22 protein-coding genes are annotated in these 26,530 nt (G+C 64.1%); 13 read left to right on the top strand and 9 right to left on the bottom strand.

Annotated features, from left to right (window positions below; genetic code table 11):
• Positions 1-149 precede the first annotated feature (149 nt).
• The 7 genes from A6V37_RS04230 (at position 150) to A6V37_RS04200 (ending at position 8,644) form a co-directional block, all read left to right on the top strand.
• Positions 150-1,544 (top strand): L-serine ammonia-lyase, encoded by a 1,395-nt coding sequence (locus A6V37_RS04230; RefSeq protein WP_064264974.1) that lies wholly within the window; start codon positions 150-152, stop codon positions 1,542-1,544.
• 69 nt (positions 1,545-1,613) lie between these two features.
• On the top strand, positions 1,614-2,858 hold the full coding sequence (locus tag A6V37_RS04225) for a sarcosine oxidase subunit beta family protein (protein ID WP_064285802.1): 1,245 nt from the start codon (positions 1,614-1,616) through the stop codon (positions 2,856-2,858).
• A 21-nt stretch (positions 2,859-2,879) separates the two neighbouring features.
• Entirely contained in the window at positions 2,880-3,194 is a 315-nt protein-coding gene (locus A6V37_RS04220; protein ID WP_064264973.1) for a sarcosine oxidase subunit delta, read from the top strand.
• On the top strand, positions 3,191-6,193 hold the full coding sequence (locus tag A6V37_RS04215) for a sarcosine oxidase subunit alpha family protein (protein WP_064285801.1): 3,003 nt from the start codon (positions 3,191-3,193) through the stop codon (positions 6,191-6,193). Before A6V37_RS04220 ends, A6V37_RS04215 begins: the two co-directional genes overlap by 4 nt.
• Entirely contained in the window at positions 6,183-6,839 is a 657-nt protein-coding gene (locus A6V37_RS04210; RefSeq protein ID WP_064264971.1) for a sarcosine oxidase subunit gamma, read from the top strand. Before A6V37_RS04215 ends, A6V37_RS04210 begins: the two co-directional genes overlap by 11 nt.
• Before the next feature lie 66 nt (positions 6,840-6,905).
• Positions 6,906-7,169: a hypothetical protein gene (locus A6V37_RS04205; protein ID WP_064264970.1), complete on the top strand. Its 264-nt coding sequence runs from the start codon at positions 6,906-6,908 to the stop codon at positions 7,167-7,169.
• Positions 7,170-7,222: 53 nt separating this feature from the next.
• Positions 7,223-8,644, top strand: coding sequence for an MFS transporter (locus A6V37_RS04200; RefSeq protein WP_064264969.1), 1,422 nt, complete (start codon positions 7,223-7,225; stop codon positions 8,642-8,644).
• Positions 8,645-8,724: 80 nt separating this feature from the next.
• Here A6V37_RS04200 and ampC read toward each other — a convergent pair whose 3' ends face one another.
• The 4 genes from ampC to A6V37_RS04180 form a co-directional block, all read right to left on the bottom strand.
• Entirely contained in the window at positions 8,725-9,897 is a 1,173-nt protein-coding gene (gene ampC, locus A6V37_RS04195; protein ID WP_064264968.1) for a class C beta-lactamase, read from the bottom strand.
• A gap of 156 nt (positions 9,898-10,053) precedes the next feature.
• Positions 10,054-11,658 (bottom strand): EAL domain-containing protein, encoded by a 1,605-nt coding sequence (locus tag A6V37_RS04190; protein WP_064264967.1) that lies wholly within the window; start codon positions 11,656-11,658, stop codon positions 10,054-10,056.
• Between the two features lie 149 nt (positions 11,659-11,807).
• Complete coding sequence (locus A6V37_RS04185; protein ID WP_064264966.1) at positions 11,808-12,644, bottom strand: alpha/beta hydrolase; 837 nt, start codon at positions 12,642-12,644, stop codon at positions 11,808-11,810.
• A gap of 111 nt (positions 12,645-12,755) precedes the next feature.
• Complete coding sequence (locus A6V37_RS04180) at positions 12,756-13,742, bottom strand: LysR family transcriptional regulator (RefSeq protein ID WP_064264965.1); 987 nt, start codon at positions 13,740-13,742, stop codon at positions 12,756-12,758.
• A gap of 118 nt (positions 13,743-13,860) precedes the next feature.
• Here A6V37_RS04180 and A6V37_RS04175 point away from each other — a divergent pair, with 118 nt between their 5' ends.
• Positions 13,861-14,718 (top strand): oxidoreductase, encoded by an 858-nt coding sequence (locus tag A6V37_RS04175; protein ID WP_064264964.1) that lies wholly within the window; start codon positions 13,861-13,863, stop codon positions 14,716-14,718.
• Positions 14,719-14,765: 47 nt separating this feature from the next.
• Here the strand turns inward: A6V37_RS04175 and A6V37_RS04170 are convergent, their stop codons facing one another.
• On the bottom strand, positions 14,766-15,704 hold the full coding sequence (locus A6V37_RS04170) for an AraC family transcriptional regulator (RefSeq protein WP_064264963.1): 939 nt from the start codon (positions 15,702-15,704) through the stop codon (positions 14,766-14,768).
• Between the two features lie 101 nt (positions 15,705-15,805).
• Between A6V37_RS04170 and A6V37_RS04165 the strand changes: the two genes are divergently transcribed.
• Positions 15,806-16,555 (top strand): SDR family oxidoreductase, encoded by a 750-nt coding sequence (locus tag A6V37_RS04165; protein WP_064264962.1) that lies wholly within the window; start codon positions 15,806-15,808, stop codon positions 16,553-16,555.
• A gap of 62 nt (positions 16,556-16,617) precedes the next feature.
• The gene (locus A6V37_RS04160; RefSeq protein ID WP_064285800.1) at positions 16,618-17,376 is read left to right on the top strand and encodes an SDR family oxidoreductase; all 759 of its coding nucleotides are present in this window, start codon (positions 16,618-16,620) and stop codon (positions 17,374-17,376) included.
• Positions 17,377-17,421: 45 nt separating this feature from the next.
• On the opposite strand, the gene betA is transcribed toward A6V37_RS04160, so the two are convergent.
• The 3 genes from betA to betI form a co-directional block, all read right to left on the bottom strand.
• Positions 17,422-19,107 carry a choline dehydrogenase gene (gene betA / locus A6V37_RS04155; RefSeq protein WP_064264960.1) on the bottom strand — a complete coding sequence of 562 codons (1,686 nt, stop codon included), beginning with the start codon at positions 19,105-19,107 and terminating at the stop codon, positions 17,422-17,424.
• 12 nt (positions 19,108-19,119) lie between these two features.
• Entirely contained in the window at positions 19,120-20,589 is a 1,470-nt protein-coding gene (gene betB / locus A6V37_RS04150; protein ID WP_064264959.1) for a betaine-aldehyde dehydrogenase, read from the bottom strand.
• 90 nt (positions 20,590-20,679) lie between these two features.
• Positions 20,680-21,267, bottom strand: a complete 588-nt coding sequence (betI, locus tag A6V37_RS04145) for a transcriptional regulator BetI (protein WP_064264958.1) — start codon at positions 21,265-21,267, stop codon at positions 20,680-20,682.
• 251 nt (positions 21,268-21,518) lie between these two features.
• Here betI and fdhA point away from each other — a divergent pair, with 251 nt between their 5' ends.
• A complete protein-coding gene (gene fdhA, locus A6V37_RS04140) occupies positions 21,519-22,718 on the top strand; it encodes a formaldehyde dehydrogenase, glutathione-independent (protein ID WP_064264957.1) in 1,200 nt (399 codons plus the stop codon).
• 104 nt (positions 22,719-22,822) lie between these two features.
• On the opposite strand, the gene A6V37_RS04135 is transcribed toward fdhA, so the two are convergent.
• Complete coding sequence (locus tag A6V37_RS04135) at positions 22,823-23,818, bottom strand: GlxA family transcriptional regulator (RefSeq protein ID WP_064285799.1); 996 nt, start codon at positions 23,816-23,818, stop codon at positions 22,823-22,825.
• 445 nt (positions 23,819-24,263) lie between these two features.
• On the opposite strand from A6V37_RS04135, the gene A6V37_RS04130 reads away from it, so the two are divergent.
• Both A6V37_RS04130 and A6V37_RS04125 read left to right on the top strand, forming a co-directional pair.
• Positions 24,264-25,538: a serine hydroxymethyltransferase gene (locus tag A6V37_RS04130; RefSeq protein ID WP_064264955.1), complete on the top strand. Its 1,275-nt coding sequence runs from the start codon at positions 24,264-24,266 to the stop codon at positions 25,536-25,538.
• A gap of 18 nt (positions 25,539-25,556) precedes the next feature.
• Positions 25,557-26,528, top strand: coding sequence for a dipeptidase (locus A6V37_RS04125; protein ID WP_064264954.1), 972 nt, complete (start codon positions 25,557-25,559; stop codon positions 26,526-26,528).
• Positions 26,529-26,530: the final 2 nt, after the last annotated feature.

Raw genomic sequence — 26,530 nt, 5'->3', positions numbered from 1 at the left:
ACTCATCGCAAATGCGCCGCGCCGCTTTGCAGGCGGCCCGCTTGACGCCACTATCCCACTGCCATGCCGTTTTTATTCTATCGGTTCAAATTGACGTGCGGTGCAATAGAGGCAAATCCACCCAGGCATCGCAACGTACGGGACACACCATGAACGTCAGCGTCTTCGATCTGTTCAAGATCGGTATCGGTCCTTCAAGCTCGCACACGGTCGGGCCGATGATCGCTGCTTGCCGCTTTGTCTCGCATGTCGAAGACGCCAACCTGCTGGGTTTCGTGCGCAGCGTGAGGGCCGAGCTGTTCGGCTCGCTCGGCGCGACAGGCAAAGGTCACGGCACCGACAAGGCGGTGCTGCTCGGACTCGAGGGCAATCTGCCCGATCTGATCGATCCCGACCTGATCGGATCGCGTTTGCAGACCATTCGCGCGACGAAGCAACTGGTGCTGCTCGGCAAGCACGCGATCAGATTCGATGAGCGCGAGCACCTGGGCTTCTTCCGCAAGCTGATGCCGGGTGCGCCGGGTTCGAGCGTCGTGCATCCGAACGGCATGCGGTTTCAGGCCTTCGACGAAAACGGCCAGTTGCTGGTGGAGAAAGAGTATTACTCGATTGGCGGCGGCTTCGTGGTCAACCGCGAAGGCGACCGCGTGAACGGCGTGCGCGCCGCCGCCGAGGTGCCGTATCCGTTTCGTACCGGCGACGATCTGATGCGCGTGTGCCGCGAAACCGGGCTGTCGATCGCGCAAATCACCCTGCGCAACGAATGCGCGGCGCGCCCCGAAGCGGAAGTGCGCGCCGGGCTGCTGGCTATCTGGCGCACCATGGCCGCCTGCGTCGAACGCGGCTGCAAGGAGCGCGGCGAGCTGCCCGGGCCGATGCACGTGAAGCGCCGCGCCGCGGATCTGTGCGGGCAATTGCGCTCGCGCTCGGAAGAGTCGCTGCGCGATCCGCTCTCCATGCTCGACTGGGTCAACCTCTACGCGATGGCCGTGAACGAAGAGAACGCCGCCGGCGGGCGTGTCGTTACCGCACCGACCAACGGCGCGGCCGGCGTGATTCCCGCGGTGCTGCACTACTACGTGAAGTTCATGCATGCGTCGAACGACGAAGGCATTGTCGAGTTCCTGCTGACCGCTGCTGCGATCGGCATCATCTACAAGGAAACGGCGTCCATCTCCGGGGCCGAAGTGGGCTGCCAGGGCGAAGTGGGCGTGGCCTGTTCGATGGCCGCGGCGGCGCTCGCCGCCGTGATGGGCGGCACGCCGACACAAGTCGAGAACGCCGCCGAAATCGGCATGGAACACAACCTCGGCATGACTTGCGACCCGGTGGGCGGACTCGTGCAGATTCCGTGCATCGAGCGCAACGCAATGGGCGCGATCAAGGCGCTGAACGCCGCGCGCATGGCGATGAAGGGCGACGGCCAGCATTACGTCTCGCTCGACAACGTGATCAAGACCATGCGCGAAACCGGCGCCGACATGAAGACGAAATACAAGGAGACGTCGCGCGGCGGATTGGCCGTGAACGTCATCGAATGTTGAAACGCGCTTTGAAGCCGATTTGAAGCAAGCACGAAGCACCAGTCAAGACAGCACCAACAAGGACCCACGATGAGCCGCTATTCGATATTCAGCCTCTTGCGCAACGGGATGTCGTATCACGAGAACTGGGAGCGGCAGTGGAAGAGCCCTGAGCCCAAACGTGAATACGACGTCGTGATCGTCGGCGGCGGCGGGCATGGTCTCGCCACTGCGTATTACCTCGCGAAGGAGCACGGCGTGCGCAATATCGCCGTGCTGGAGAAGGGTTGGATCGGCGGCGGCAATACGGCGCGCAACACGACCATTGTCCGCTCGAACTATCTGTGGGACGAGTCGGCCGCGCTCTACGAGAAGGCGATGAAGCTGTGGGAAGGGCTCTCGCAAGACCTGAACTACAACGTGATGTTCAGCCAGCGCGGCGTGATGAACCTTGCCCACACGTTGCAGGACGTGCGCGACACGGAGCGCCGCGTGAATGCGAACCGCCTGAACGGGGTGGACGCCGAGTTCCTCACGCCCGCGCAGATCAAGGAAATCGAGCCGACCATCAATCTGAATAGCCGCTATCCGGTGCTCGGCGCGTCGATCCAGCGCCGCGGCGGCGTGGCGCGTCACGATGCGGTGGCCTGGGGCTTTGCACGCGGCGCGGACCAGGCCGGCGTCGATATCGTGCAGAACTGCCAGGTCACCGGCATTCGCCGCAACGGCAGCCAGGTGACCGGCGTGGATACCACGAAGGGCTTCATCAAGGCGAAGAAAGTCGCGGTGGTGGCCGCGGGCAACACGTCGACGCTCGCCGACATGGCCGGCGTGCGGCTGCCGTTGGAGAGCCACCCGTTGCAGGCTCTGGTGTCGGAGCCGATCAAGCCGGTGGTCAACACCGTGGTGATGTCGAACGCGGTGCACGCGTACATCAGCCAGTCCGACAAGGGCGATCTGGTGATCGGCGCGGGCGTCGATCAGTACACGGGTTTTGGCCAGCGCGGCAGTTTCCAGATTATCGAAGGCACGCTCGAGGCGATCGTCGAAATGTTCCCGGTGTTTTCGCGGGTGCGGATGAACCGCCAGTGGGGCGGCATCGTGGACGTGTCGCCGGACGCGTGCCCGATCATCAGCAAGACCGACGTGAAGGGGCTTTATTTCAATTGCGGCTGGGGCACGGGCGGCTTCAAGGCCACGCCGGGTTCGGGATGGGCCTATGCGTACACCATCGCGAAGGACGAGCCGCACCCGCTGAACGCGCCGTTCTCGCTGGAGCGGTTCTATACCGGCCACCTGATCGACGAGCACGGCGCCGCCGCCGTTGCTCACTGATCCCACACCTTGGAGAACCACATGCTGCTGATCGAATGCCCATGGTGCGGGCCTCGCGCCGAAACCGAATTTTCCTGCGGCGGCGAAGCGGACATCGCCCGTCCGCTCGACACCGACAAGCTGACCGACAAGGAATGGGGCGATTACCTGTTCATGCGCAAGAATCCGCGCGGCGTGCATCGCGAGCAATGGATGCACACGCAAGGCTGCCGCCGCTGGTTCAAGGCGCAGCGCGACACGGTGAGCTACGAGATCCAGGGCTACGAGACGTTCGAGCGACCGCTGCTCGCCATGGACAGCAACGAGGGCAAGGCACAAGAGGGTAAGACGCAATGAGCCAGAAAGACCGACTCCCCAATGGCGGGCGCATTAATCGCGCCCTGCCGCTGACGTTCACGTTCAACGGCCGCCAGTACCAGGGCTATCAGGGCGACACGCTGGCCTCGGCGCTGCTCGCCAATGGCGAGCATTTCGTCGCGCGCAGCTGGAAGTATCACCGGCCGCGCGGCATTGTGACGGCCGGTGTGGAAGAGCCGAATGCCGTCGTGCAGCTCGAAACCGGCGCTTACGCGGTGCCGAACGCGCGCGCGACCGAGGTGGAGCTGTATCAGGGGCTCGTCGCCAGCAGCGTGAACGCGAAGCCGAGCATCGAAAAAGACCGCATGGCGGTCAATCAGAAATTCGCGCGCTTCATTCCGGCGGGTTTCTACTACAAGACCTTCATGTGGCCGCGCAAGTTCTGGCCGAAGTACGAAGAAGTGATCCGCGACGCGGCCGGTCTCGGCAAGGCGCCTGAGCACAACGACGCGGACCGCTACGACAAGTGCTTTGCGCATTGCGACGTGCTGGTGGTGGGCGGCGGGCCGACCGGCCTCGCGGCCGCGCATGCGGCCGCCTTGTCCGGCGCGCGCGTGACGCTGGTGGACGATCAGCCGGAACTCGGCGGCTCGCTGCTGTCGTGCCGCGCGGAGATCGACGGCAAGCCCGCGCTGCAATGGGTGCACAAGATCGAGGACGAACTGCGCCAGATGCCCGACGTGAAGATCCTGTGCCGCAGCACCGCGTTCGGCTACCAGGACCACAACCTCGTGACAGTGACGCAGCGGCTCACCGATCATCTGCCGGTGTCGCAACGCAAGGGCACGCGCGAACTGATGTGGAAGATCCGCGCGAAACGCGTGATTCTTGCGACCGGCGCGCATGAGCGGCCCATTGTGTTCGGCAACAACGATCTGCCGGGCGTGATGATGGCCTCGGCCGTGTCGACCTATCTGCATCGCTATGCGGTGCTGCCAGGCCGCAATGCCGTGGTGTTCACCAATAACGACGACGGCTATCAATGCGCGCTCGATCTGAAGGCCGCCGGCGCCCAGGTCACGCTGATCGATCCGCGTGCGGGCGAATCGAAGGGCACACTGCCCGCGCTGGCGCGGCGCTATGGCGTGAAGGTGATGGGCGGCGCAGTGGTCACGGTGGCCCACGGCAAGCTGCGAGTCGCCTCGGTGGAGGTGGCGTCGTATTCGAACGGACAGGTCGGGGCGAAGCAGGGCGAACTGCCGTGCGATCTGCTCGCCATGTCAGGCGGCTGGAGCCCCGTGTTGCATCTGTTCGCGCAATCGGGCGGCAAGGCGCATTGGCATGACGAGAAGGTGTGCTTCGTGCCGGGCAAGGCGATGCAGGCGGAAACGAGCGTCGGCGCCTGCGCGGGAGACTTCGCGCTGAGTCGGGGTATCCGCTTTGCGGTCGACGCCGGCGGCGAAGCGGCGCGGGCGGCGGGCTACATCGTGGCGCGGCCGAACCCGGTGCAGGTGGCTGAGCTGACGGAAGCCAAGATGCTGCCGCTGTGGCTGGTGGGCGGCCGTGAGATGGCCACGCGCGGACCGAAGCAGTTCGTCGACTTCCAGAACGACGTGTCCGCCGCGGATATTTTCCTCGCGGCGCGCGAAGGGTTCGAATCGGTCGAACACGTCAAGCGCTATACGGCCATGGGCTTCGGCACCGACCAGGGCAAGCTCGGCAACATCAACGGCATGGCGATTCTCGCGCAGGCGCTCGGCAAGACGATTCCCGAGACCGGCACGACGACGTTCCGGCCGAACTACACGCCGGTCACCTTCGGCACGTTTGCGGGCCGCGAGCTGGGCGAGTTTCTCGATCCGGTGCGCAAGACGGCGGTGCACGAATGGCACGTGGAGCACGGCGCGGCTTTCGAGGACGTCGGCAACTGGAAGCGTCCGTGGTACTTCCCGAAAGCGGGCGAGGACATGCATGCGGCAGTGGCGCGCGAGTCGCTCGCGGTGCGCACGAGCGTCGGCATTCTCGACGCCTCGACGCTCGGCAAGATCGACATTCAAGGCCCGGATTCGGCAAAGCTGCTGAACTGGGTCTACACGAATCCGTGGAGCAAGCTCGAAGTCGGCAAGTGCCGCTACGGTCTGATGCTGGACGAAAACGGCATGATCTTCGACGACGGCGTGACCGTGCGCCTCGCCGATCAGCACTACATGATGACCACCACCACCGGCGGCGCGGCGCGCGTGCTGACGTGGCTCGAACGCTGGCTGCAGACGGAATGGCCGGATATGCGCGTGCGGCTCGCGTCGGTCACAGATCATTGGGCGACCTTCGCCGTGGTCGGCCCGAACAGCCGCAAGGTGCTGCAAAAGGTGTGCCACGACATCGACTTCGCGAACGCGGCATTCCCGTTCATGAGCTATCGCGAAGGCACGGTGGCCGGGGCGGCTTCGCGTGTGATGCGCATCAGCTTCTCGGGCGAACTCGCTTATGAAGTGAACGTGCCGGCCAACGTCGGGCGCGCGGTGTGGGAAGCGCTGATGGCCGCGGGCGCGGAATTCGACATCACGCCGTACGGCACCGAGACCATGCACGTGCTGCGCGCGGAGAAGGGCTACATCATCGTCGGCCAGGATACGGACGGCTCGATGACGCCGTACGACCTCGGCATGGGCGGGCTCGTCGCCAAGTCGAAGGACTTTCTCGGCAAACGCTCGCTGACGCGCTCGGACACAGCCAAGGCGGGGCGCAAGCAACTGGTCGGCTTGCTGCCGGAGGACCCGACGTTCGTGATACCCGAAGGCTCGCAGATCGTCGCCGGTCCGTTCCAGGGCGATACGGCGCCGATGCTCGGACACGTCACGTCGAGCTACTACAGCCCGATCCTGAAACGCTCGATTGCGATGGCGGTGGTGAAGGGCGGTCTCGACAAGATGGGCGAAACGGTCACGATACCGCTTGCGAGCGGCAAACAGATTGCGGCGAAGATCACCAGTTCGGTGTTCTACGACAGCGAAGGAGCACGTCAACATGTGGAATGAAACGAGAGGCACGGCGTCGGTGGTGGATCGCACTGTCGGCAAGCAAACCGGCGTGTGGCAGGAGTCGCCGCTGGTCGGCGCGGATGGGCTGCTGAAGAAGCATCAGGCCACGGCATCGGCGGCGTTCAGGTTGAGCGAGCGGCCGTTTCTGGAACTCGTGAACGTGCGCGGCGACACGCGTGACGCGGCATTCGTGCGCGCGGTCGAAAGCGTGCTCGGCTGCCGCCCGCCTGAGAAGGCGAACACCGTTGTCCGCGGCAATGGCTACGACATGCTGTGGCTCGGTCCGGACGAGTGGCTGGTGCGCTCGGCCACCGCGCACGACGCGGCGCGCACCGCGCCATTGCAGGCGAAACTCGGCGCCGCATTTGCGGGCGTGTTCGCGTCGGCAGTGGATATCGGCAGCGGGTACACGGTGCTCGAAATCAGCGGCACACGCACGCGTGACGTGCTATCGCGTGGTTGCCCGATTGATCTGCATCCCAAACTGTTCGGCGAGGGGCAGTGCGTGCAGAGCCATTATTTCAAGGCGTCGATCACGTTGCTGCCCACCGGCGCGGACAGTTTCGAGATCGTCGTGCGCCGCAGTTTCGCGGACTACTTCGTCAAGATCATGCTCGACGCGGCCGAGCCGCTCAAGTCTTAAGGCGGGACGAGCGGTGTGCCCCTTGAACGCTCACCGCTCCCTCCGGACGCGCTTCACTTCACTGACATGACGTCGGCACGCGTCGCCACAGCCCGTCTGACGGAACGCGCGTGCCGCGAGGGCGACGCTCAGGCCGCGCTCGCGCTGCTCGATCAGAGTATCGGGCTGCGCCATCGGCGCATCGCGCTGATCCGCTATCTGCTCGCGCAGCAACTCGGCGCGCCGTTGCAGGCTCGCCATCACGAGTATGTGGAGAAAATCGCCGCGCGGCTCAGCGCGGACACGCTCGCGCGGATTGCAGGGGCCGCGCGCGCACGTCTGCGGCCGTAGCGCACAAGACCGGAATACCCACGCGGCCGCCGCCGCATCAACCAGGGGAAGCCATGACCACCGCTTTTCAGCCTCGCGCAAGCGCCGCCGCCCGACTCGAGCGACTGCCGTTTTCCGGTTATCACCGGACCATTTTCATCATCATCGCCATCGCGTTCTTTTTCGATTCCGTCGATCTCGGCACCATGACCTTCGTGCTCGGCTCGATCAAAACGGAATTTGGGCTTTCCACCGCAACGGCGGGACTGGTTGCCAGTGCGAGCTTCTTTGGCATGGTGCTGGGCGCGGCGATCGCCGGCTTGCTGGCGGACCGGTTCGGGCGCCGGCCCGTGTTTCAGTGGAGCATGGTGTGCTGGGGGCTCGCGTCGTATCTGTGTTCGACGGCGCAGAGCGTCGAAGCACTGATCTTTTATCGCGTGCTGCTCGGTTTCGGCATGGGGATGGAGTTTCCGATTGCGCAGACGTTACTGTCGGAGTTCGTGCCAGCCGCGTCGCGCGGACGTTTGATCGCGCTGATGGACGGCTTCTGGCCACTCGGCTTCATTACCGCGGGTGTCGTGTCGTACTTCGTGCTGCCCTCGTTTGGCTGGCGTACCGAGTTTGCACTGCTTGCAATTCCCGCCGTGTTTGTCCTGATCGTGCGCCGGGTCGTGCCGGAATCGCCGCGCTGGCTCGAACATCGCGGACGTTTTGACGAAGCGGATAGTATCCTCGCCGAAGTCGAAGCGAAAGTGATGAAGGCGAAGGGCCTCAGCCGTTTGCACGCCCCAGTGATGCTTGCCGAACCCGCCGCCGTGAAGGGCACCGGTGCGCTGCGCGAGATCTGGAGCATGGCGTACCGGCGTCGCACGATCATGGTGTGGACGCTGTGGTTTTTCGCACTGCTGGGTTTCTATGGGCTGACGTCCTGGCTCGGCGCGTTGATGCAGCAGGCAGGCTTCGCGGTCACGAAGTCGGTGTTGTACACGGTATTGATTTCGCTCGGTGGTATTCCGGGGTTCATTTGCGCGGCGTGGCTAGTCGAACGCTGGGGGCGCAAGCCGACCTGTATCGCGTCACTGGCGGGCAGTGCGGTGATGGCATACGTGTATGGACAAACCGCGCTGCACGCGCAGACGCCGACCTTGCTGATCTGCGCGGGTCTCGCCATGCAGTTCTTCCTGTTTGCGATGTGGGCGGTGCTGTACACCTATACGCCCGAGCTGTATGGCACGGGGGCGCGCGCGACGGGTTCGGGTTTCGCCTCCGCGATTGGCCGCGTAGGTTCGCTGATCGGGCCTTATGTGGTGGGTGTCGTGTTGCCGACGTTCGGCCAGGGCGGAGTGTTTTCGCTCGGCGCGATGTGCTTTGTGATCGCCGCGGCGGCGGTGTGGATCCTGGGCATCGAGACGCGCGGGCTGGCGCTCGAGACGCTCGTGTCGGCTGCGGTCGAAACGCAGGCGCAAGAAGGGGTATTGAGTCCGGCCCGCGATTAACGCCCCTAGCGTGCGAGGTGCGAGGTGCGCTGCGACAACCGCACCCCGCACGGGTCAGTTCAGGACGATGCCAAGGGTTTTCACTGCGCGCCGTTGGCGAGTGCCGTCAGGATCTGATAGGCCGCGCTCACCCGGTCGTCGATCGGGAAGTTCTGATTGGCCAGGATCACGATGCCGAGCTGCTTTTCGGGGATATAGGCGACGTAGGCGCCGAAGCCGTTGGTCGAGCCGGTCTTGTTGATCCAGACATCCTGGCGGGGCGCTTGGGGCGGATTGATCTCCGTGGCTGGTGTCGCCTTCAACGCCATCGCCGATGAATTGCCCGCCAGCAACGTCTTCAACGTGACCGGATACGCGTATTGCTCCCAGATCAGGTCCTGGGTCAGCACGCCGGCCTTGAAGTAGCCGGTGTGCGTCGCGTCGATCGCGTGCTGCCACTTCGCATCGAGCTGCAGCAGATTCATGTTGGCCTGCATGAAGCGGGTCATGTCGGCGGCCGTTGCCTTGACGCCATAGGCTTCCTCCGACAGCACCCCAGGCGACACGCGGACCGGTGCGCCATTGTTCCTGTAGCCCTGCGCGTAATCCGGCATGCGTGCCTGCGGAACGTCGAGATAGCTGCTCTTCAATCCCAGGGCGGGAAAGAGGCGCTTCTGCATCAGCGGCTCGAACTCCTGCCCCATGCTCTTCGCCGTGATCAGTCCAAGCATGCCGATGCCCGGATTGGCGTACGTGCGGCACGTGCCCGGCGTGCAACTCGGCTGCCACGCCTCGAAGTACTGCATGAGCTCGTCGTTGTTGTGGATGTTGTCCGGCACCTGCAAGGGGAGGCCGCCCGGCGTGTGCGTGCCGAGATTGACAAGCCTGACGTTGCCGAACGGTTTGCCCTGGAGCACCGGCAGGTACCGGCTGGTGGTGTCCGACAGCGAAAGATCACCGCTGACCTGAGCATAGGAAGCGAGCGTCGCCGTAAAGGTCTTGCTGATCGAGCCGAGCTCGAACAGCGTGTCGCGCGTAACGGGTTGACCGGTTTCCGCCGATGCCACGCCATAGTCGAACACATACGGCTTGCCCGCGGCGACAATGCCGACCGCCATGCCATGAATGCCGTATTTCGCCATGACCGGCTGGATCGCCGCGTCGACCGAACGTTTGATGTCTGCCGGCGCGTTGTCCGCTGCGTGACTCACGGGGGCGGTCGCGCATACGGCAAAGGCAACGGCCGCCATGAGGCTGAGGGTTCTGAACTTCATCTCTTGCGTTTCCTTGAGTGTCTGTCGGCGGGGGTGCCCCAAGGGGTTTCCCGCGGGGCGTGCTGAGGCCGCACTATCCGGCTTTTGCGGGCCGCTGACAATCGAGGATAAGTTGCGCGAGGGTCAAGAAAATCTTGTGGGCAGGTCGCCGCCGCATCACGTTTCTATCGGTCCGTGCTCCTGGTTCATCGGCTGCAAGTTCAATGAGCGTTCGTCGAGCCAGGTGCCGAGTTCCTCCGCGCGCATGGCCTTTGCAAAAAACCAGCCTTGTCCGAATTGCACGCCGCGCTGCACCAGGTAGTCGATCTGCACCTGGTGCTCGACGCCCTCGGCTACGATTTGCACGCCTAATTCGTGGGCCATCTGGATGATGTGAGGCGCGACGATGCTCGACGCTGCGTCCTGGCCAATGGTGTCGATGAATGACTTATCGATCTTCAGCACGTCGATTGTGAATGTTTGCAGATATGAAAGACTGGAGTATCCCGTTCCGAAATCGTCGATATAGACCGGGTGGCCGGCATTCCTGAACGCCGCGATGGTTTCCCTCGTTGCGTCGGCATCCATGAAACTGCGCTCCGTCGCCTCGATTCTGATCTGGGCGGGACGGATCCCCGTTCCTTCCAGCCGGGTGGTGAGAATGTTGACGAAGCGGCGCGTGCACAGGTCTTCGCTGCTCACATTGATCGACACGTAGAACGTGGGACGTGATCGCAGAAGCGTCGACAGCTCGACTATCGTCTTGTCCAGCACGAGGTCAGTCAACGGCTGAATGAGGCCATTTTCTTCGGCCACGCTGACAAAGATTTCCGGCGAGATGAAACGCCCATTCAACTGCCATCTCACCAGTGCTTCGACGCCGACGCATTCGCCGCTGGCGAGATTGACGATCGGCTGGAAATTCACGTCGATGTTTTTGCGTGCGATCGCCCATTGCAGCGTCGCGGGAAAGGAGAGTTGCCGCGTGACGCGCCTGAAGGCAACCCAGCCAAGCAGGCCGCCGACGAGGACGCCGACCGAAAGCCACATGGCGAGCAATCCCGTCCAGTTGCTGAAGAGACTGGTACGCGCAGACTTGACGACTACGCCGAGCGGGCGAGTCGATGAGCGGGCCGCTGCGTAGTGCCATTGCTCGTTGTCCACGTGTCCCGCCTGGTTCCAGGCGCGCAGCATGTCGTCGCCATCCGCGCCCGGCGACACGGCAAGGACCGTATTCGTCTCGATGTTGATAACGGCGATCGGCCTTCGCGCGGGGTCGATCAGATCGACGTAGGACTGCGGATCGATCGAGACGTAGTTTCCGTTGCGTCCGATCCGAAGATCCTCGCGCGCATCGCTGAGGGGGTATTTCTGTCTGAACCAGACCAGGTAACCGTCGTTGCTGCGCCAACTGGGAGGAGGCATCGTCAGATGCCGTGCCCGCACGTCCCCCAGAAGCGGCGAGCACAGGTATTGTCCGTCGCCATAGGCTCCCGCGTCCTGCACATACCGGTAGTTGAAAGTCACGCGAGCAAGCTGTTCGATGTAGGCAGGCGAGCAGGTTTTGCCAGGTGCCGCCCCCATGTCCGACAGCGCGGCAAACGCCTGGTAGGTGACCAGCTCCGCGCGCATGACGGCTTTCGCCGCGAACTCCTGCAAATCCCGCTGTTCGCGGCGTTCAGCGTCTTCGTCCGCTATGTAGATGCTGGTCATCACCGGCAGGATCGTGGCAATGCAACCCAATGCAACCGATGCCGAAATGAGCGACAGCCGTTTGATCATGTCGCAAGTCCCGTGGTGATCGACCGTAAGGGAAGGCTCGTGTGCCGTTAGCGGCCAAGTCTGGAGGAGAGCGCGCGAAATCGTGGTGTCAGCGTCAAGAATACTATCTGTCGCTGCGTTTTCAATGCGTTCGCCTTGAGCACCGTTCGCTAGTGCAACAGTGTTCCGACCGAACCCGGATCATTGAGCCATTGGGAGAGGGCCGACAGCACCTGGCTTTCGATGCCCAGAAAACCATGCGGCGATTTCCCGCCGCATTCGTCGGCGCGAACTCCGCCGCGTTCGTTGCTTGAGACCGCGAGGAAGCGCAGCCGGTTGTCCTCGGCGAGCGCGCGGGCTGCGCGAAACGGCGAAACCCGGCACGAGTCGTTTTCATTCGAGACGACCAGCACCGGCGTCGCGCCGACGTCCCAATGCGCGCCCGACAGCCCGGCCTCGCCACGCCAGCTGACCGTGACCGGCGAGGTCAGGATGTACGCGTCGGCCAGCCGTGGTTCCCGTTGCAGCACATCGCCGACCGAGATCGAGCCCCGGCTGGTACCGACCAACGCGATCTTTGCGGCTGGAAAGCGCTGCCTGAGCGCCGCGGCGATGACATGCAGGTCCTGAGCATGCGTTTCGCTCAACCGGAACGCGTCGGCCATGCCGGATGACTGATCCGACGGCGCATCGACGATCGCCATCGCATCGCCTGCGGAGGTCCAGTAGCCGGCCGTGCGGAGAAGGAAATTCCCTTGCATTGCCGTCGGGCCGCTCTCGTTGAGCGCGACCACGCCCTGGTCGCCGGCAAACAGGACGATGACCCAAGGCGGCGCGGCGGCCGGCTGTTCGATGTAGATAGCCTGCGTCTGGCTCTGCCGGACCGGCACTTGCACCAGCTCACCTGCCTGCGCGGGCAAAGCGGCGGCCACCGTGCAGGCGAACGCGCAGACCGGGAGCGCGAAGCGGATCAATGGTTTCCAAAGCCTGTCATTGAAGCGGTTCATGGGCCTTGCTCCTGTTGATTGTGTATCGCGCGAGGGAGTCCGCAGCATTATGCAATCCGCAGCATATGTGAGTTGGCTACGGGATACAGCAGCAATACCGTTCGACGCGGATCAGGCCGCACCTGACTTTCTACGGCTGCTCACGGCGCGGTTGCGCTGCGGCGGACGCGCGGCGCGAAGCTCCGGTGGTTCGAGGAAGAAATTCCGGTTATCGGCCATGCGCTCGATCATGAAGTCGATGAAGGTCCTCGCGCGCAGCGACTGCTCGGTTCGATGCCCGTAGTAGATATAGATCGCGCCATGCTCGACTACGTGCTGCGTCAGCAACGGCACGAGCCGGCCGCTTCTGATGTGAGCGGTGGCGTTGAAGCTGCCCAATTGCCCGATACCAAGACCCGACAGCACGGCCTGCGTTTCCATATCGGTATCGTTCACGCAGATGGCGGGTGGCACGTCGCGATAGAAGATTTCATCGCCGATCCGGAACGGCCATTGGGCGAGCTTGCCGGTGTTCGCTCGCCGGAACCCGGTGCAGCGGTGCTGAGCCAGTTCCTCGATGGTGCGCGGCGCGCCATTGCGCTCGATGTATTCCGGCGATGCGCAAACGATCAACTGGATCGGCAAGAGCCGGCGCGCAATCGACCCGCCGGACGGCGGCGGACCCGCGCGAAATCCCACGTCGGCGCGTTCGGTGACGAGATCGGTGAATTGGTCGTTGAATTGCACTTCGAGCTGCACGTTCGGATAGCGCTGCTGGAATTGCTCGAAAAACGGCCACAGAACCGGGAGCCCGAGTGCCCGCGGCGCGCTCACGCGCAGCAGGCCGCCCACGTCTTCCTTCGAACGCCGGGCCTCGGCGAGCGCGGACGACAGGATGGCGAGCGCCGGCTTCACGCTGTCAAAGAGCCGCAGGCCTTCCTCGGTCAGGCTCAGCTTGCGGGTGGTGCGGTGAAAGAGCCGCACGCCCAGTTCCTTCTCCAGTTGCATGACCGCATGGCTCGCGGCCTGCGGCGAGACGCCTTGGTCGACGGCCGCGCGCCGCAGGCTGCCGAGCGTCGCGGCGCGCACAAAGAGGGTAATCGCACGAATTTCGCTCATGGCCGCGCCCCGGATTCGCAAACAGAGATTGATTATCAGTCTAGCAATTGACGGCTAGTTTGTGTCACTCGCAATTCTTACCATGGCATCACTTCAACCAACTCGTAGGGCACAGATCATGGCTGACATCAAACAAGACGGTTTCAAGCGCGTATGGTTCATCACCGGTGCGTCGCGCGGTATCGGCGCTCTGATCGCCGAGGCCGCGCTCGCCGACGGCAACGCGGTCGTGGCAACGGGGCGCAACGCGGCGGCGATCGTCGAGCGTCTCGGTGAATCGGCTGCGCTGCTGCCGCTCGCGCTGGACGTGACCGACGAGGCACAGGCAAGGAAAGCGGTACAGGCAGCGGTGGAGACATTCGGCCGCGTCGACGTGCTGGTCAACAACGCGGGCTTCGGGCTGTTGGGCGCCGTCGAGGAGTCCGCCGACAAGGACGTGCGACGCATGTACGACACGAACGTCTTCGGCCTGCTGAACGTCACGCGCGCCGTGCTGCCGGCGATGCGCGCGAAGCGCTCGGGGCATGTGATCAACATCTCGTCGGTGGGCGGCTACCGCGCCGCCGCGGGGTTCGGCGTGTACTCGTCGACGAAGTTCGCCGTCGAAGGCATCACCGAAGCCATGCATGCCGAGTTGAAGCCGCTTGGCATTCATGCGACGGTCGTCGAGCCGGGCTACTTCCGCACGGACTTTCTGGATGCATCGTCGCTGCTCGTGGCGCCCGATGTGATCGGCGACTATGACGAGACTTCCGGTGCGGTGCGCCGCAAAGCGGTCGAGATGAATCACAACCAGCCTGGCGATCCGCAGAAGCTGGCGGCCGCGATGGTTACGCTGGTCGATGCGCCGAACCCGCCGCTGCGTCTTGCGCTCGGCACGGACACGCTGGCCGCGATTGCCGCGAAAAACGCTTACGTGACGCAGGAAACGGAAGCGTGGAAGGCGTTGTCGGCATCGACGGATTTTGCCGCCTGAGTGTTTAGGACCCGCGTGAACGCATCGCGAAGATCAGCGCGATGCGTTCACGCGTCCGCAGCAATGGAAAGTTCGACCTGATGGTTTGCCTGCTCTTCGCGCGCATATTGCGAAGGCGGCCGCCCAACGTGGCGCGTGAACGCCACGCTGAACGTACTGGCGGAACTGTAGCCCACACGCTGCGCAATCTCCGCGACACGCCCAACATTCCGGCGCAGCAAATCCTTCGCAAGCGCCATGCGCCAGGTGAGCAGATATTCCATTGGCGCGACCCCGACCGCGCGGCTGAAGTGCTCGAAGAAACTCGAGCGTGAGAGGGCGGCTTCCTTCGCGAGCGCGGCAACCGTCCACGCGCGCGTCGGCTGTTCGTGCATCCCGCGGATGGCGGCGGCGAGGCGGCGGTCGGCCAATCCTCGCACGAGGCCTGGTGACGTGTTCGTGTCCGCCATGGAACGCAACGCCTCGATCAGCAGCACTTCCACCAGTCGCGACAGCACGATCTCACGCGCGGGCCGCTGTTCGCGCGACTCTTCCCGCACCAGCTCCATGAGCGTGGCGAGCCGCTGCTCGCCGCGGACCAGTACGAGCTGCGGCAGCAGCGAGACCAGCAGGGCGGCATCCGGTGAACCGAAGGTGCAGTGGCCCGCCATCATTCGCGTGTCGATCGGATTGCCCGGATCGCCGATTCTGAATAGGCCGTTGCCGAGCGCGACGGGCGCCGCCGTCTCGACACCGGGCGGCGGCGGCTCGAGGCTGGACATCGCGACGCCGTAGGCCGCGGGAATCAGCACGAAGTCACCCGCCCGGAGCTCGATGGGTTCGTGTCCGTCGATGGCGAGGCGGCATCCGCCTTCGAGAATCACGCCATAAAACGGCTGGCCGGCGTCCGAGCGGCTGATGCGCCACGGGCTGGCGCCGACGACGAGTTTGGAGTACCGGACGCCCGGCTGAAGCAGCGTCACGACTTCGGCTAAGGGATCGATCATCGCCGGACTCCTGCAAATGAAATTCGGATTGTTGATTGTAGCAAGTACGGTCTCAGCGATCTATCGTATGTGCACACGTCAACCACCCCACAGGAGTTTCCATGAAGACCGTGCTGATCACTGGCTGCTCGTCCGGATTCGGCCTCGAGATCGCCCGCCACTTCCTCGCGCGCGACTGGCAGGTCGTCGCAACGATGCGCACGCCGCGTGCCGATGTGCTGCCGCCTTCGGAACGTTTGCGCGTGCTGGCGCTCGACGTCACGAGTCCGCAGAGCATTCGCCAGGCGGTCGAGGCCGCGGGGCCGATCGACGTCCTCGTCAACAACGCGGGCTTCGGCGCGGCGGCACCGGCCGAATCGACCCCGATCGCGACGGTGCGCGAGCTGTTCGAGACCAACACCATCGGCACGATCGCGTTGACACAAGCGGTGCTGCCCCAGTTCCGGCAGCGCAGGGCGGGCGTCGTCGTGAACGTCACGTCGAGCGTCACGTTGAAGGCGTTACCGCTGATCGCCGCATACCGCGCGAGCAAAGCGGCGGTGAACGCATTCACCGAGGCGATGGCGCTGGAACTCGAGCCGTTCGGCGTGCGGGCGCACCTGGTGCTGCCGGGGCGTGCGCCCGCAACCCGCTTCGGAGACAACGCGCGCGCATGGACGGCCGGTCTCGACCACGAGGCGTATGCCGATCTCGTCAAGAGCTTGTTCGCGAGCTTCGAGGATACGTCTTCACCGATCACCCAGGCGCAGGACGTCGCCGAAGCCGTGTGGCGCGCGGCGACCGATCCGTCGTCCCCCCTGCACATCCCCGCCGGCGCCGACGCTGAAGCATGGGCGGCGGAGGCCCGCTAATCGAACAATCGGGCGGCAAAGGATTTCCGCGCAATACAGCGCAACACAGTAAGGAGCTTGCCATGCAGGACAAACGCGTTGCTCTCGTCACCGGAGCGAATCAGGGAATCGGACTTCAGATCGCCAAGGATCTCGCGGCGCATGATTTCACGGTGCTGGTCGGATCGCGCAATTTCGAGCGCGGCCAGGCCGCGGCAAGCGAAGTCGGGCCGAACGCTCACGCGCTCCAGCTCGACGTGACAGATCAGGCTTCGGTGACCGCGGCCGCGAAGCGCGTGCGCGATGAGTTCGGCCGCCTCGACGTGCTGATCCAGAACGCGGCGATTTCGAATACGAGGGGGCTGCCCGGCCAGACCGTCGAGGAGTACGTGAAGACGACCCGCCCGAGCAACGTCTCACTCGACGAAATGCGCGCGGTGTGGGAAACCAACGTGTTCGGCGTGATCACCGTGTATCAGGCGATGCTGCCGCTGCTGCGCGAAACGCCGGGCGCCAGCATCGTCAACGTGTCGAGCGGCGTTGGGTCGCTCACGTCGAACTCGGATCCCGGCTACGCCCCCCGTGCGATTTTTGGCCCCGTCTACCCGGCATCCAAGACCGCGCTCAATGCTTTGACCGTAGCCATGGCGATCGAGCTGGCGCCGGAGGGGATCAAGGTCAATGCGGTCTCGCCCGGCTATACCCGCACGAACCTCAACGGCTATTCCGGCCCCGAAACGGTCGAGCAAGGCGCTCGCGGGGCGGTGCGCGTCGCGCTGCTCGGCGCGGATGGCCCCACCGGGACATACACGCGCTGGGAAAACGAAGTGATTCCGTGGTGAGGCAGTCTCGTCTCTAACGTGTGTTCGCGGCTGACCGCGGCTGGCTTACACGGCCGCGGTCTCCCGTTTCCTCGACGGCATGCCGTTCGCCACGAAGTAGGGCGTCGCCACGCGCGCCAGTGCCGCGCGTCCGCGAATCCGGTCGGCAATTTTCTCCGCCAGCATGATGGTCGGTGCGTTCAGATTGCCGGTCGTGATGCGCGGCATGATCGACGCATCGACCACGCGCAGCGCCTCCATGCCGTGCACGCGCCCCTCGCTATCCACCACCGCCATGTCGTCATAGCCCATCTTGCACGAGCACGACGGATGAAACGCCGTCTCCGCGCGCATGCGCACGAAGGCGTCGAGTTGCTCGTCGGTGGTCAGTTCGGCGCCGGGGTTCAGTTCGCGGCCACGATAACGGTCAAGTGCCGGCTGGCGCATGATCTCGCGCGTGATGCGGATGCCGTCGCGGAACTCGCGCCAGTCGAGCGGATCGGCCATGTAGTTGAACAGGATGCTCGGGTGCGCGTTCGGATCGCGCGACGTGAGCTTCACGCGGCCACGGCTGGGCGAGCGCATCGACCCGACGTGTGCCTGGAAGCCATGCATCTTGATCGCATTCGAGCCGTTGTAATTAATCGCGACCGGCAGGAAGTGATACTGGATGTTCGGCCACAGGTCGTCGTCGCGCGTGCGGATAAAGCCACCCGCTTCGAACTGGTTGCTCGCGCCGATACCCGTGCCGTTCAGCATCCATTCGAGTCCGATGGCCGGCTGGTTCCACCACTGCAACGCGGGGTAGAGCGACACGGGCTCCTTGCACTCGTACTGGATATACATCTCCAGGTGGTCCTGAAGATTCTCACCGACGCCGGGCAGATCGTGCACGAGCGGCACGTCGAGTTCGCGCAGCCAGGTGGCGCGGCCCACGCCGGAACGCTGCAGCAGTTGCGGCGATGCAATCGCGCCGCTGCACACCAGCACCTCGCGCCGCGCATGCGCCTTCATCGCATTGCCGTGATGCAGATACGCGACGCCGACCGCGCGCTTGCCGGAGAACAGCACGCGGTCGGTGACGGCGTGCGTGACGATGGTCAGATTGGCCCGCGATTTCGCGCGATCCAGATAGCCGCGCGCCGTGCTGGCGCGCCGGCCCTTGGCGGTGACCGTGCGATCCATCGGGCCGAAACCTTCCTGCTGGTAGCCGTTCAGATCGTCCGTGCGCGGAAAGCCCGCCTGGACGCCGGCTTCGACCATGGCAGCAAAGAGCGGATTGTTGCCGGGCTTGCTGGTGGTGACATGCACGGGGCCGTCGCCGCCGTGGTACGGGTTCGGGCCGACGTCGCGCGTTTCGGCTTTGCGGAAGTACGGCAGGCAGTCCAGATAGGTCCAGTTTTCCAGACCGGGTTGCGCGGCCCAGCCGTCGTAATCGAGCGCATTGCCGCGGATATAGCACATGCCGTTGATCAGCGACGATCCGCCGAGCCCCTTGCCGCGGCCGCATTCCATGCGGCGGTTGTTCATATGCGGCTCGGGGTCGGTTTCGTAAGCCCAGTTGTAGCGGCGCCCTTGCAGCGGATACGCGAGCGCGGCCGGCATCTGCGTGCGGAAGTCGAAGCGGTAGTCGGGGCCGCCCGCTTCGAGCAGCAGCACGGTCACGTCCGCGTCTTCGGTCAGGCGCGAGGCGAGCACGTTGCCCGCCGAACCCGCGCCCACGATGATGTAGTCGTATTCGTTCGCAGCCATCGTCAACACTCCTTAGAACACGGGTTGATACGGACCGAGTTCGACCTGCACGGACTTGATGCGCGTGTAGTGCTCGAGCGTGGTGATGCCGTTCTCGCGCCCTACGCCGGATTGCTTGTAACCGCCCACCGGCATTTCGGCGGGCGATTCGCCCCACGTATTGATCCAGCAGATGCCCGCTTCCAGGCGATGAATCACGCGATGCGCGCGCGAGAGGTTCTCCGTCACGACACCGGCGGCGAGGCCGTAAGCCGTGCGATTCGCTCGCGCGATGGCTTCGTCTTCGTCGTCGAACACGAGGATGCTCATGACCGGCCCGAAGATTTCCTCGCGCACGATCCGCATGTCGTCGTGGCAATCCGTGAACACCGTTGGCTCGACGTATTGGCCTTGGCCGAAATGACCCTCGGTGAGGCGCTTGCCGCCTGCGACGAGGCGCGCGCCTTCCTGCTTCCCGCTTTCGATGTAGCCGAGCACTTTCTGCAACTGCGCCGCGCTCACCAGCGGGCCGAAATTGGTGGCGGCGTCCGTGGGCGCACCTACGCGAATGCGTTTCACACGTTCCAGCACCAGTGCCTCGAAGCGCTCGCGCACGCCGCGTTGCACGAACACACGCGTGCCGTTGGTGCAGACCTGGCCGGAGCTGAAGAAGTTGGCGCTCATCGCGATGTCGGCGGCGCGTTCGAGGTTGGCGTCGTCGAATACGAGCAGGGGCGACTTGCCGCCGAGTTCCATCGTCACTTCCTTGAGCGAGGAAGCACCCGCCAGAGACATGACCTTCTTGCCGGTTTCCACGCCGCCCGTGAACGACACCTTCTCGATGTCCGGATGCGAGGCGAGCATCGCGCCGACCCGCCCATCGCCTTGCACGACGTTGAAGACGCCCGCCGGCACGCCGGCTTCCGTGTAAATCTCCGCGAGTTTCAACGCCGACAACGGCGTGATTTCGCTCGGCTTGAAAATCATCGCATTGCCCGCCGCCAACGCGGGCGCCGACTTCCAGCAGGCGATCTGGATCGGGTAGTTCCATGCGCCGATGCCCGCGCAGACGCCGAGCGGTTCGCGCCGCGTATAGACGAACGAACTCGGCCGCAACGGAATCTGCTGGCCTTCAATCGCGGTGGCAAGGCCCGCGTAGTACTCGATCACGTCGGCGCCGGTGACGATATCCACCGCGCGGGTTTCCGCGATCGGCTTGCCGGTGTCGCGCGTTTCGAGTGCGGCGAGCTCGTCGTTGCGCTCGCGCAGAAGCTCGACCGCGCGGCGCAGAATGCGCGAGCGCTGCATGGCGGTGAGCGCGGCCCACTCACGTTGGCCTTGCTGCGCGGATTGCACCGCGCGATCGACGTCGGCGGCCGTGGCTTGCTGCACGCTCGCGAGCGTTTCGCCGGTGGCGGGGTCGAGCGTGTCGAAGGTTTCTCCGCTGGTGGCGTCGGCATAGGCGCCGCCGATGTAGAGACGTTGCGTTGCGAATACCGCCATCACTTGCTCCTTTCTGTGGATATTGCCGGTCCGGCGGCGCGCCGCGTTGCGCGCTCAGTCACGTGCTCAGTTACGTGCTCAGTCACGCAATTACTCGCGTGAAGCAAGGACCAGATCGATATAGTCGTTGGCGAGCCGCATGGCCGCCCGGGTGTCGAACGGTTCGCCCGACAGCGCGCCGCGCAGCCACAGTCCGTCGATCAGCGCTGCCAGACCGCTTGCCGCGCGGCGAGCCGCCGCCCGTGGCATCGCTTTGGAAAAATCCGCGCACAGGTTCGAGTGCAGACGGCGCGTGTTGACGTATTGCAGCCGGCGCAATTGCGGCTTGTGCATGCTCTCGGACCAGAACGCGAGCCAGGTTTTCATGACCGGGCCGCTGGTTTGACCGATGTCGAAATTGGCGGCGACCACGGCGCGCAGTTTCGAGCGCGGGTCGGCTTTCGCGGCGCGGCGCCGGCGCGCGGTGGCTTGCCACAGATCGCGCAGCACGTGGCGCATGGTGGCTTCGAGCAGGCCGTCCTTGTCGCCGAAATAGTGGCTGACGATGCCGGTGGAAATGCTCGCGCGCTGCGCGACCGACGCGAGAGTGGCCCCCGCGAGACCGGTTTGGTCGATGGTGAGCAGGGTGGCGTCGATCAGTTGCGCGCGGCGGATTTCGCGCATTCCAAGTTTGGGCATGATGCAAGGGGCCAGAGGCCGGCAGCGTCGTTCGATGGAGGCATCGTAGTTTTTTTATATTGAACGGTCAATCAATAAAAAAGCGGTTGCGTCCCTGCGAATGTGGGTTGCACCGTTCGTGTCGGTTCCGGCCAAACCTATGTCGTGTTCGATACATGTGCTTTGTTCAGCGGGCGCTACGCTCGTTAGACGGTGTGCCTCCTTCAATCAGGCAGGCTGGGCACGCCGCTCACGAGACATGGAGACGAACAATGAGCAGCAATCGCGGCGTCGTGTATCTAGGGCAGGGCAAGGTGGAAGTGCAGTCGATCGACTATCCGAAGATGGTCGATCCGCGTGGCCGGGCGATCGGCCACGGCGTGATCCTGAAGGTGGTGAGCACGAATATTTGCGGCTCCGATCAGCACATGGTGCGCGGCCGCACGACCGCCGAGGTCGGCCTCGTGCTCGGCCACGAGATTACCGGCGAGGTGATCGAGGTGGGCCGCGACGTGGAAACGCTGAGGATCGGCGATCTCGTTTCGGTGCCGTTCAACGTCGCCTGCGGGCGCTGCCCGACCTGCAAGTCGCAGCACACCGGCGTGTGCCTGAACGTGAATCCGTCACGTGCAGGCGGCGCGTATGGCTATGTGGACATGGGCGGCTGGATTGGCGGCCAGGCCGAATACGTGATGGTGCCGTATGCCGACTTCAACCTGCTGAAATTCCCCGACCGTGATCAGGCGATGGCGAAAATCCGCGACCTCACCTGCCTCTCGGACATTCTGCCGACCGGCTATCACGGCGCGGTGATGGCGGGCGTGAAGCCGGGGGCGACGGTCTATATCGCGGGCGCGGGGCCGGTGGGCATGGCTGCGGCGGCTTCGGCGCGCCTCTTGGGCGCGGCCTGCACGATAGTCGGCGACATGAACGAGGCGCGTCTTGCGCATGCGCGCAAGATGGGATTCGAGACCATCGACCTCTCGAAGGACGCCACGCTCGGCGAGCAGATCGAACAGATTCTCGGCACACCGGAAGTGGATTGCGCGGTGGATTGCGTTGGCTTCGAGGCGCACGGCCACGGCAGCAGCGGCTCGCACGAGGAGGCGCCCGCCACCGTCCTCAATTCGCTGATGGAAATCACCCGGGCCGCGGGCGCGATCGGCATTCCCGGCCTCTACGTGACGGACGACCCGGGCGCAGTCGATGCCGCGGCCCGCAAAGGCAGCCTGAGCATCCGCTTCGGACTGGGCTGGGCCAAGTCGCACTCGTTCCATACCGGGCAAACACCGGTGATGAAGTACAACCACAACCTGATGCAGGCGATCTTGTGGGACCGCTTGCCGATTGCCGACATCGTCAACGTGACGGTGGTGTCGCTAGATCAGGCGCCGGACGGCTATCGCCAGTTCGACGGCGGTGCGCCGAGGAAGTTTGTGATCGACCCGCATGGATTGCTGAAGGCGGCTTGATGGGGAAGTGAGGCACGTGCGGGACCGCGCAAGCGGTCCCGCCGTGGTATGTCGACGGCTGGTCTGCAGTTGGTCCTCAAGCAACAGCTTGACCGCAAATTACATCAGGCCGCCATGACCGGTGCCGCAGCCAGCGACGGCGCCTGCCGGCGCCGCTCGCGCGTGGGCGCCGTGCCGAACGCATCGCGATAGCTCTTCGAGAAGTGGCAGGCCGACTGGAAGCCGCACGCCATCGTGATGTGCATGATCGACATGTCGGTTTGCAGCAGAAGTTCGCGTGCGCGCCGCAAGCGCAGCGTCAGATAGTAATGCGTGGGCGTCATGCCCAGATGTTCGCGGAAGATGCGCTGCAATTGCCGCTGCGACATGCCGGCGAGCCGCGCGAGTTCTTCGCGCGAGAGCGGCTCTTCAATGTTGTTCTCCATCAGCGCGATCACTTCGAAGAGCGACTTGTTGGCCGATCCCAGCCGTGCCACCAGTGGCATCTTCTGCTGCGCACTGGTATCGCGCACATGTTCGACGATGAACTGCTCGGCGATCTGCGTGACACGCGCGGTGCCGACGCGCGGCGCGATCAGGTTGAGCATCATGTCGAGCGGCGCGACACCCCCCGTGCACGTGACGCGATCACGATCGACCACGAACAGCTCTTTCAGAAAGCGCGTGTCGGGAAACTCTTCCTTGAGCGCCGACATGTTCTCCCAGTGAATCGCGCATGCGTAGCCCGCCAGCAAACCGGCACGCGCCAGCGCATAGGTGCCGGTGCACAGGCTGCCCAGCACGCAGCCCATGCGTGCAAAGCGGCGCAGCGCGGAAAGGTGGACGGGCGTGGTGGCGTGCTGCACGTCGATGCCGCCGACCACGAACACGATATCGGGCTGGCCGACGCACTCGACCGGGCCGGTGTCGACGGAAAGACCGTTGCTCGCCATGACCGGACCGCCCTCGGGGCTCACGATCGACCAGCGGTAAAGCGTTTGTCCCGTCAGGTAGTTCGCCATGCGCAGCACTTCGATCGCGTTGGTGAACGCGATCATCGTGAAGTTGGGAAGCGGCATGAATGCGAAATGCGACAGCGACGCCGTGCGATCGGTGGACATGTGGGGAATGCTTCCTTCGAATCTGTAATGTCGCGCTGGGCGACTTATGCAATTTTGAGGACGAGCGCAACTAGCGTGCCATCAGGCTAAACCCTCGGTTGCCCGCCGATCGCGTTGGATAGCTAAACAACCGGCACCAGAACAGCGCTGCGGCGGCGCGCTCACGCACCTGAACCGCGCACGAGGTTCAGGTGCGGTGCAGCATGAACACCATGGAGCGAACGTTCGTTCGCCTCGCAGGGGCTGCACGCCAACGCCGACTTGTCGAAAAAGGACGTGTATGGCGGAAAAGGCAAAGAACGCGTCTGAATTCGTAAATTGACGCGCGGGGCGAGCGTCAAGAATAGAACCATGCAAACCGGCAGCAGCGGGGCACGACGCGGGGCACAAGTCAGCCCCGGCCGCCGCTTCCGGGCTTTTTCGTCAACGACTTCACGGACCTTCCATGTCGAACCCGAATCCCTTCTTCGAAGACTCGCTCGCCACACGCGATACGGCGGTGCGCGGCGCCATGCTGAAAGAGCTCGAGCGGCAGCAGTCGCAAGTCGAGCTGATCGCGTCGGAAAACATCGTGTCGCGCGCGGTGCTCGAAGCGCAAGGCTCGGTGCTGACTAACAAGTATGCGGAAGGGTATCCGGGTAAGCGTTACTACGGCGGTTGCGAATACGTCGACGTAATCGAAACGCTCGCGCTCGATCGTATCAAGCAGCTCTTCAACGCGAAGTTCGCCAACGTGCAGCCGCATTCCGGCGCGCAGGCCAACGGCGCGGTGATGCTCGCGCTGGTCAAGCCGGGCGACACCGTGCTCGGCATGTCGCTCGACGCGGGCGGCCATCTGACTCACGGCGCGAAGCCGGCGCTGTCGGGCAAGTGGTTCAACGCCGTGCAGTACGGCGTCAAGCGCGACACGATGCTGATCGACTACGAGCAGATCGAGGAACTCGCGCAGCAGCACAAACCGGCGCTTCTGATCGCGGGCTTCTCGGCTTATCCCCGTGCCCTGGATTTTGCGCGGCTGCGGGCGATTGCCGACGGCGTCGGCGCCAAGCTGATGGTGGATATGGCGCATATCGCCGGCGTGATCGCGGCGGGGCGCCACATGAATCCGGTCGAGCATGCGCATGTGGTCACGTCGACCACGCACAAGACGTTGCGCGGTCCGCGCGGCGGCTTCGTGCTGACGAACGACGAAGAGATCGCCAAGAAAATCAACTCGGCGGTGTTCCCCGGCCTGCAAGGCGGCCCGCTGATGCATGTGATCGCCGGCAAGGCGGTGGCGTTCGGTGAAGCGCTGCAACCTGGCTTCAGGACTTATATCGACAGCGTGCTCGCCAACGCGCAAGCGCTCGGCGACGTGCTGAAGGCAGGCGGCGTCGATCTCGTGACGGGCGGCACCGACAACCATCTGCTGCTGGTCGATCTGCGCCCGAAGGGCCTCAAGGGCAATCAGGTCGAACAGGCGCTGGAACGCGCGGGGATCACCTGCAACAAGAATGGCATTCCGTTCGACAGCGAGAAGCCGACGGTCACCTCCGGCATTCGCCTCGGCACACCGGCGGGCACGACGCGCGGCTTCGGCGTGAGCGAGTTCCGCGACATCGGCCAATTGATCGTCGAAGTGCTCGACGCGCTGCGCGAGTCGCCCGAAGGCCACGCCGCCACCGAACAACGCGTGCGCCGCGAGATTTTCGCGCTGTGCGAACGCTTTCCCATCTACTGAGTACGCCTGGAGCATACGATGAGCAATCTGCACGAGAACAGCATCATCATCGACGGTCTGAACATTTCGAAGTTCGAGCGTTCGGTGTTCGAGGACATGCGCAAAGGCGGCGTGACCGCGGTGAACTGCACGGTGTCGGTCTGGGAGAGCTTCCAGAAGACGGTCGACAACATTGCCGAGATGAAGCAGCAGATCCGCGAGTACGGCGAGATCCTCACGCTCGTGCGTACCACCGACGACATTTTCCGCGCGAAGAAAGAGAACAAGACCGGCATCATCTTCGGCTTCCAGAACGCCCATGCTTTCGAGGACAACCTCGGCTATATCGAAGCCTTCAAGGACCTCGGCGTGAACGTGGTGCAGCTTTGCTACAACACGCAGAACCTCGTGGGCACCGGTTGCTATGAGCGCGACGGCGGCCTGTCCGGCTATGGCCGCGAAGTGATTCAGGAGATGAACCGCGTCGGCATCATGGTCGATCTCTCGCACGTGGGCGGCAAGACCTCTTCGGAAGCGATCGCGGCCTCGAAGAAACCCGTGTGCTACTCGCACTGCTGCCCGTCGGGCCTGAAAGAACATCCGCGCAACAAGAGCGACGAGCAACTCAAGGAGATTGCGGACGCGGGCGGTTTCGTCGGCGTGACGATGTTCGCGCCGTTCCTCAAGCGCGGCCCGGACGCGACCGTCGAAGACTATATCGAAGCGATCGACTACGTGGTGAATCTGATCGGCGAAGACCAGGTCGGCATCGGCACGGACTTCACACAGGGCTACAGCACGGAGTTCTTCGACTGGATCACGCACGACAAGGGCCGTTATCGCCAGTTGACGAACTTCGGCAAGGTCGTAAATCCGGAAGGCATTCGCACGATCGGCGAGTTTCCCAACCTCACGGCCGCCATGGAGCGCGCGGGATGGAGCGAGACGCGCATCAGAAAGATCATGGGTGAAAACTGGGTACGGGTGTTCGGCGAAGTCTGGAAGGTTTGATC

It is taken from the genome of Paraburkholderia ginsengiterrae (assembly GCF_001645125.1).
GTDB lineage: Bacteria > Pseudomonadota > Gammaproteobacteria > Burkholderiales > Burkholderiaceae > Paraburkholderia > Paraburkholderia ginsengiterrae.
This window is presented reverse-complemented; position numbering and strand designations above follow the sequence as displayed.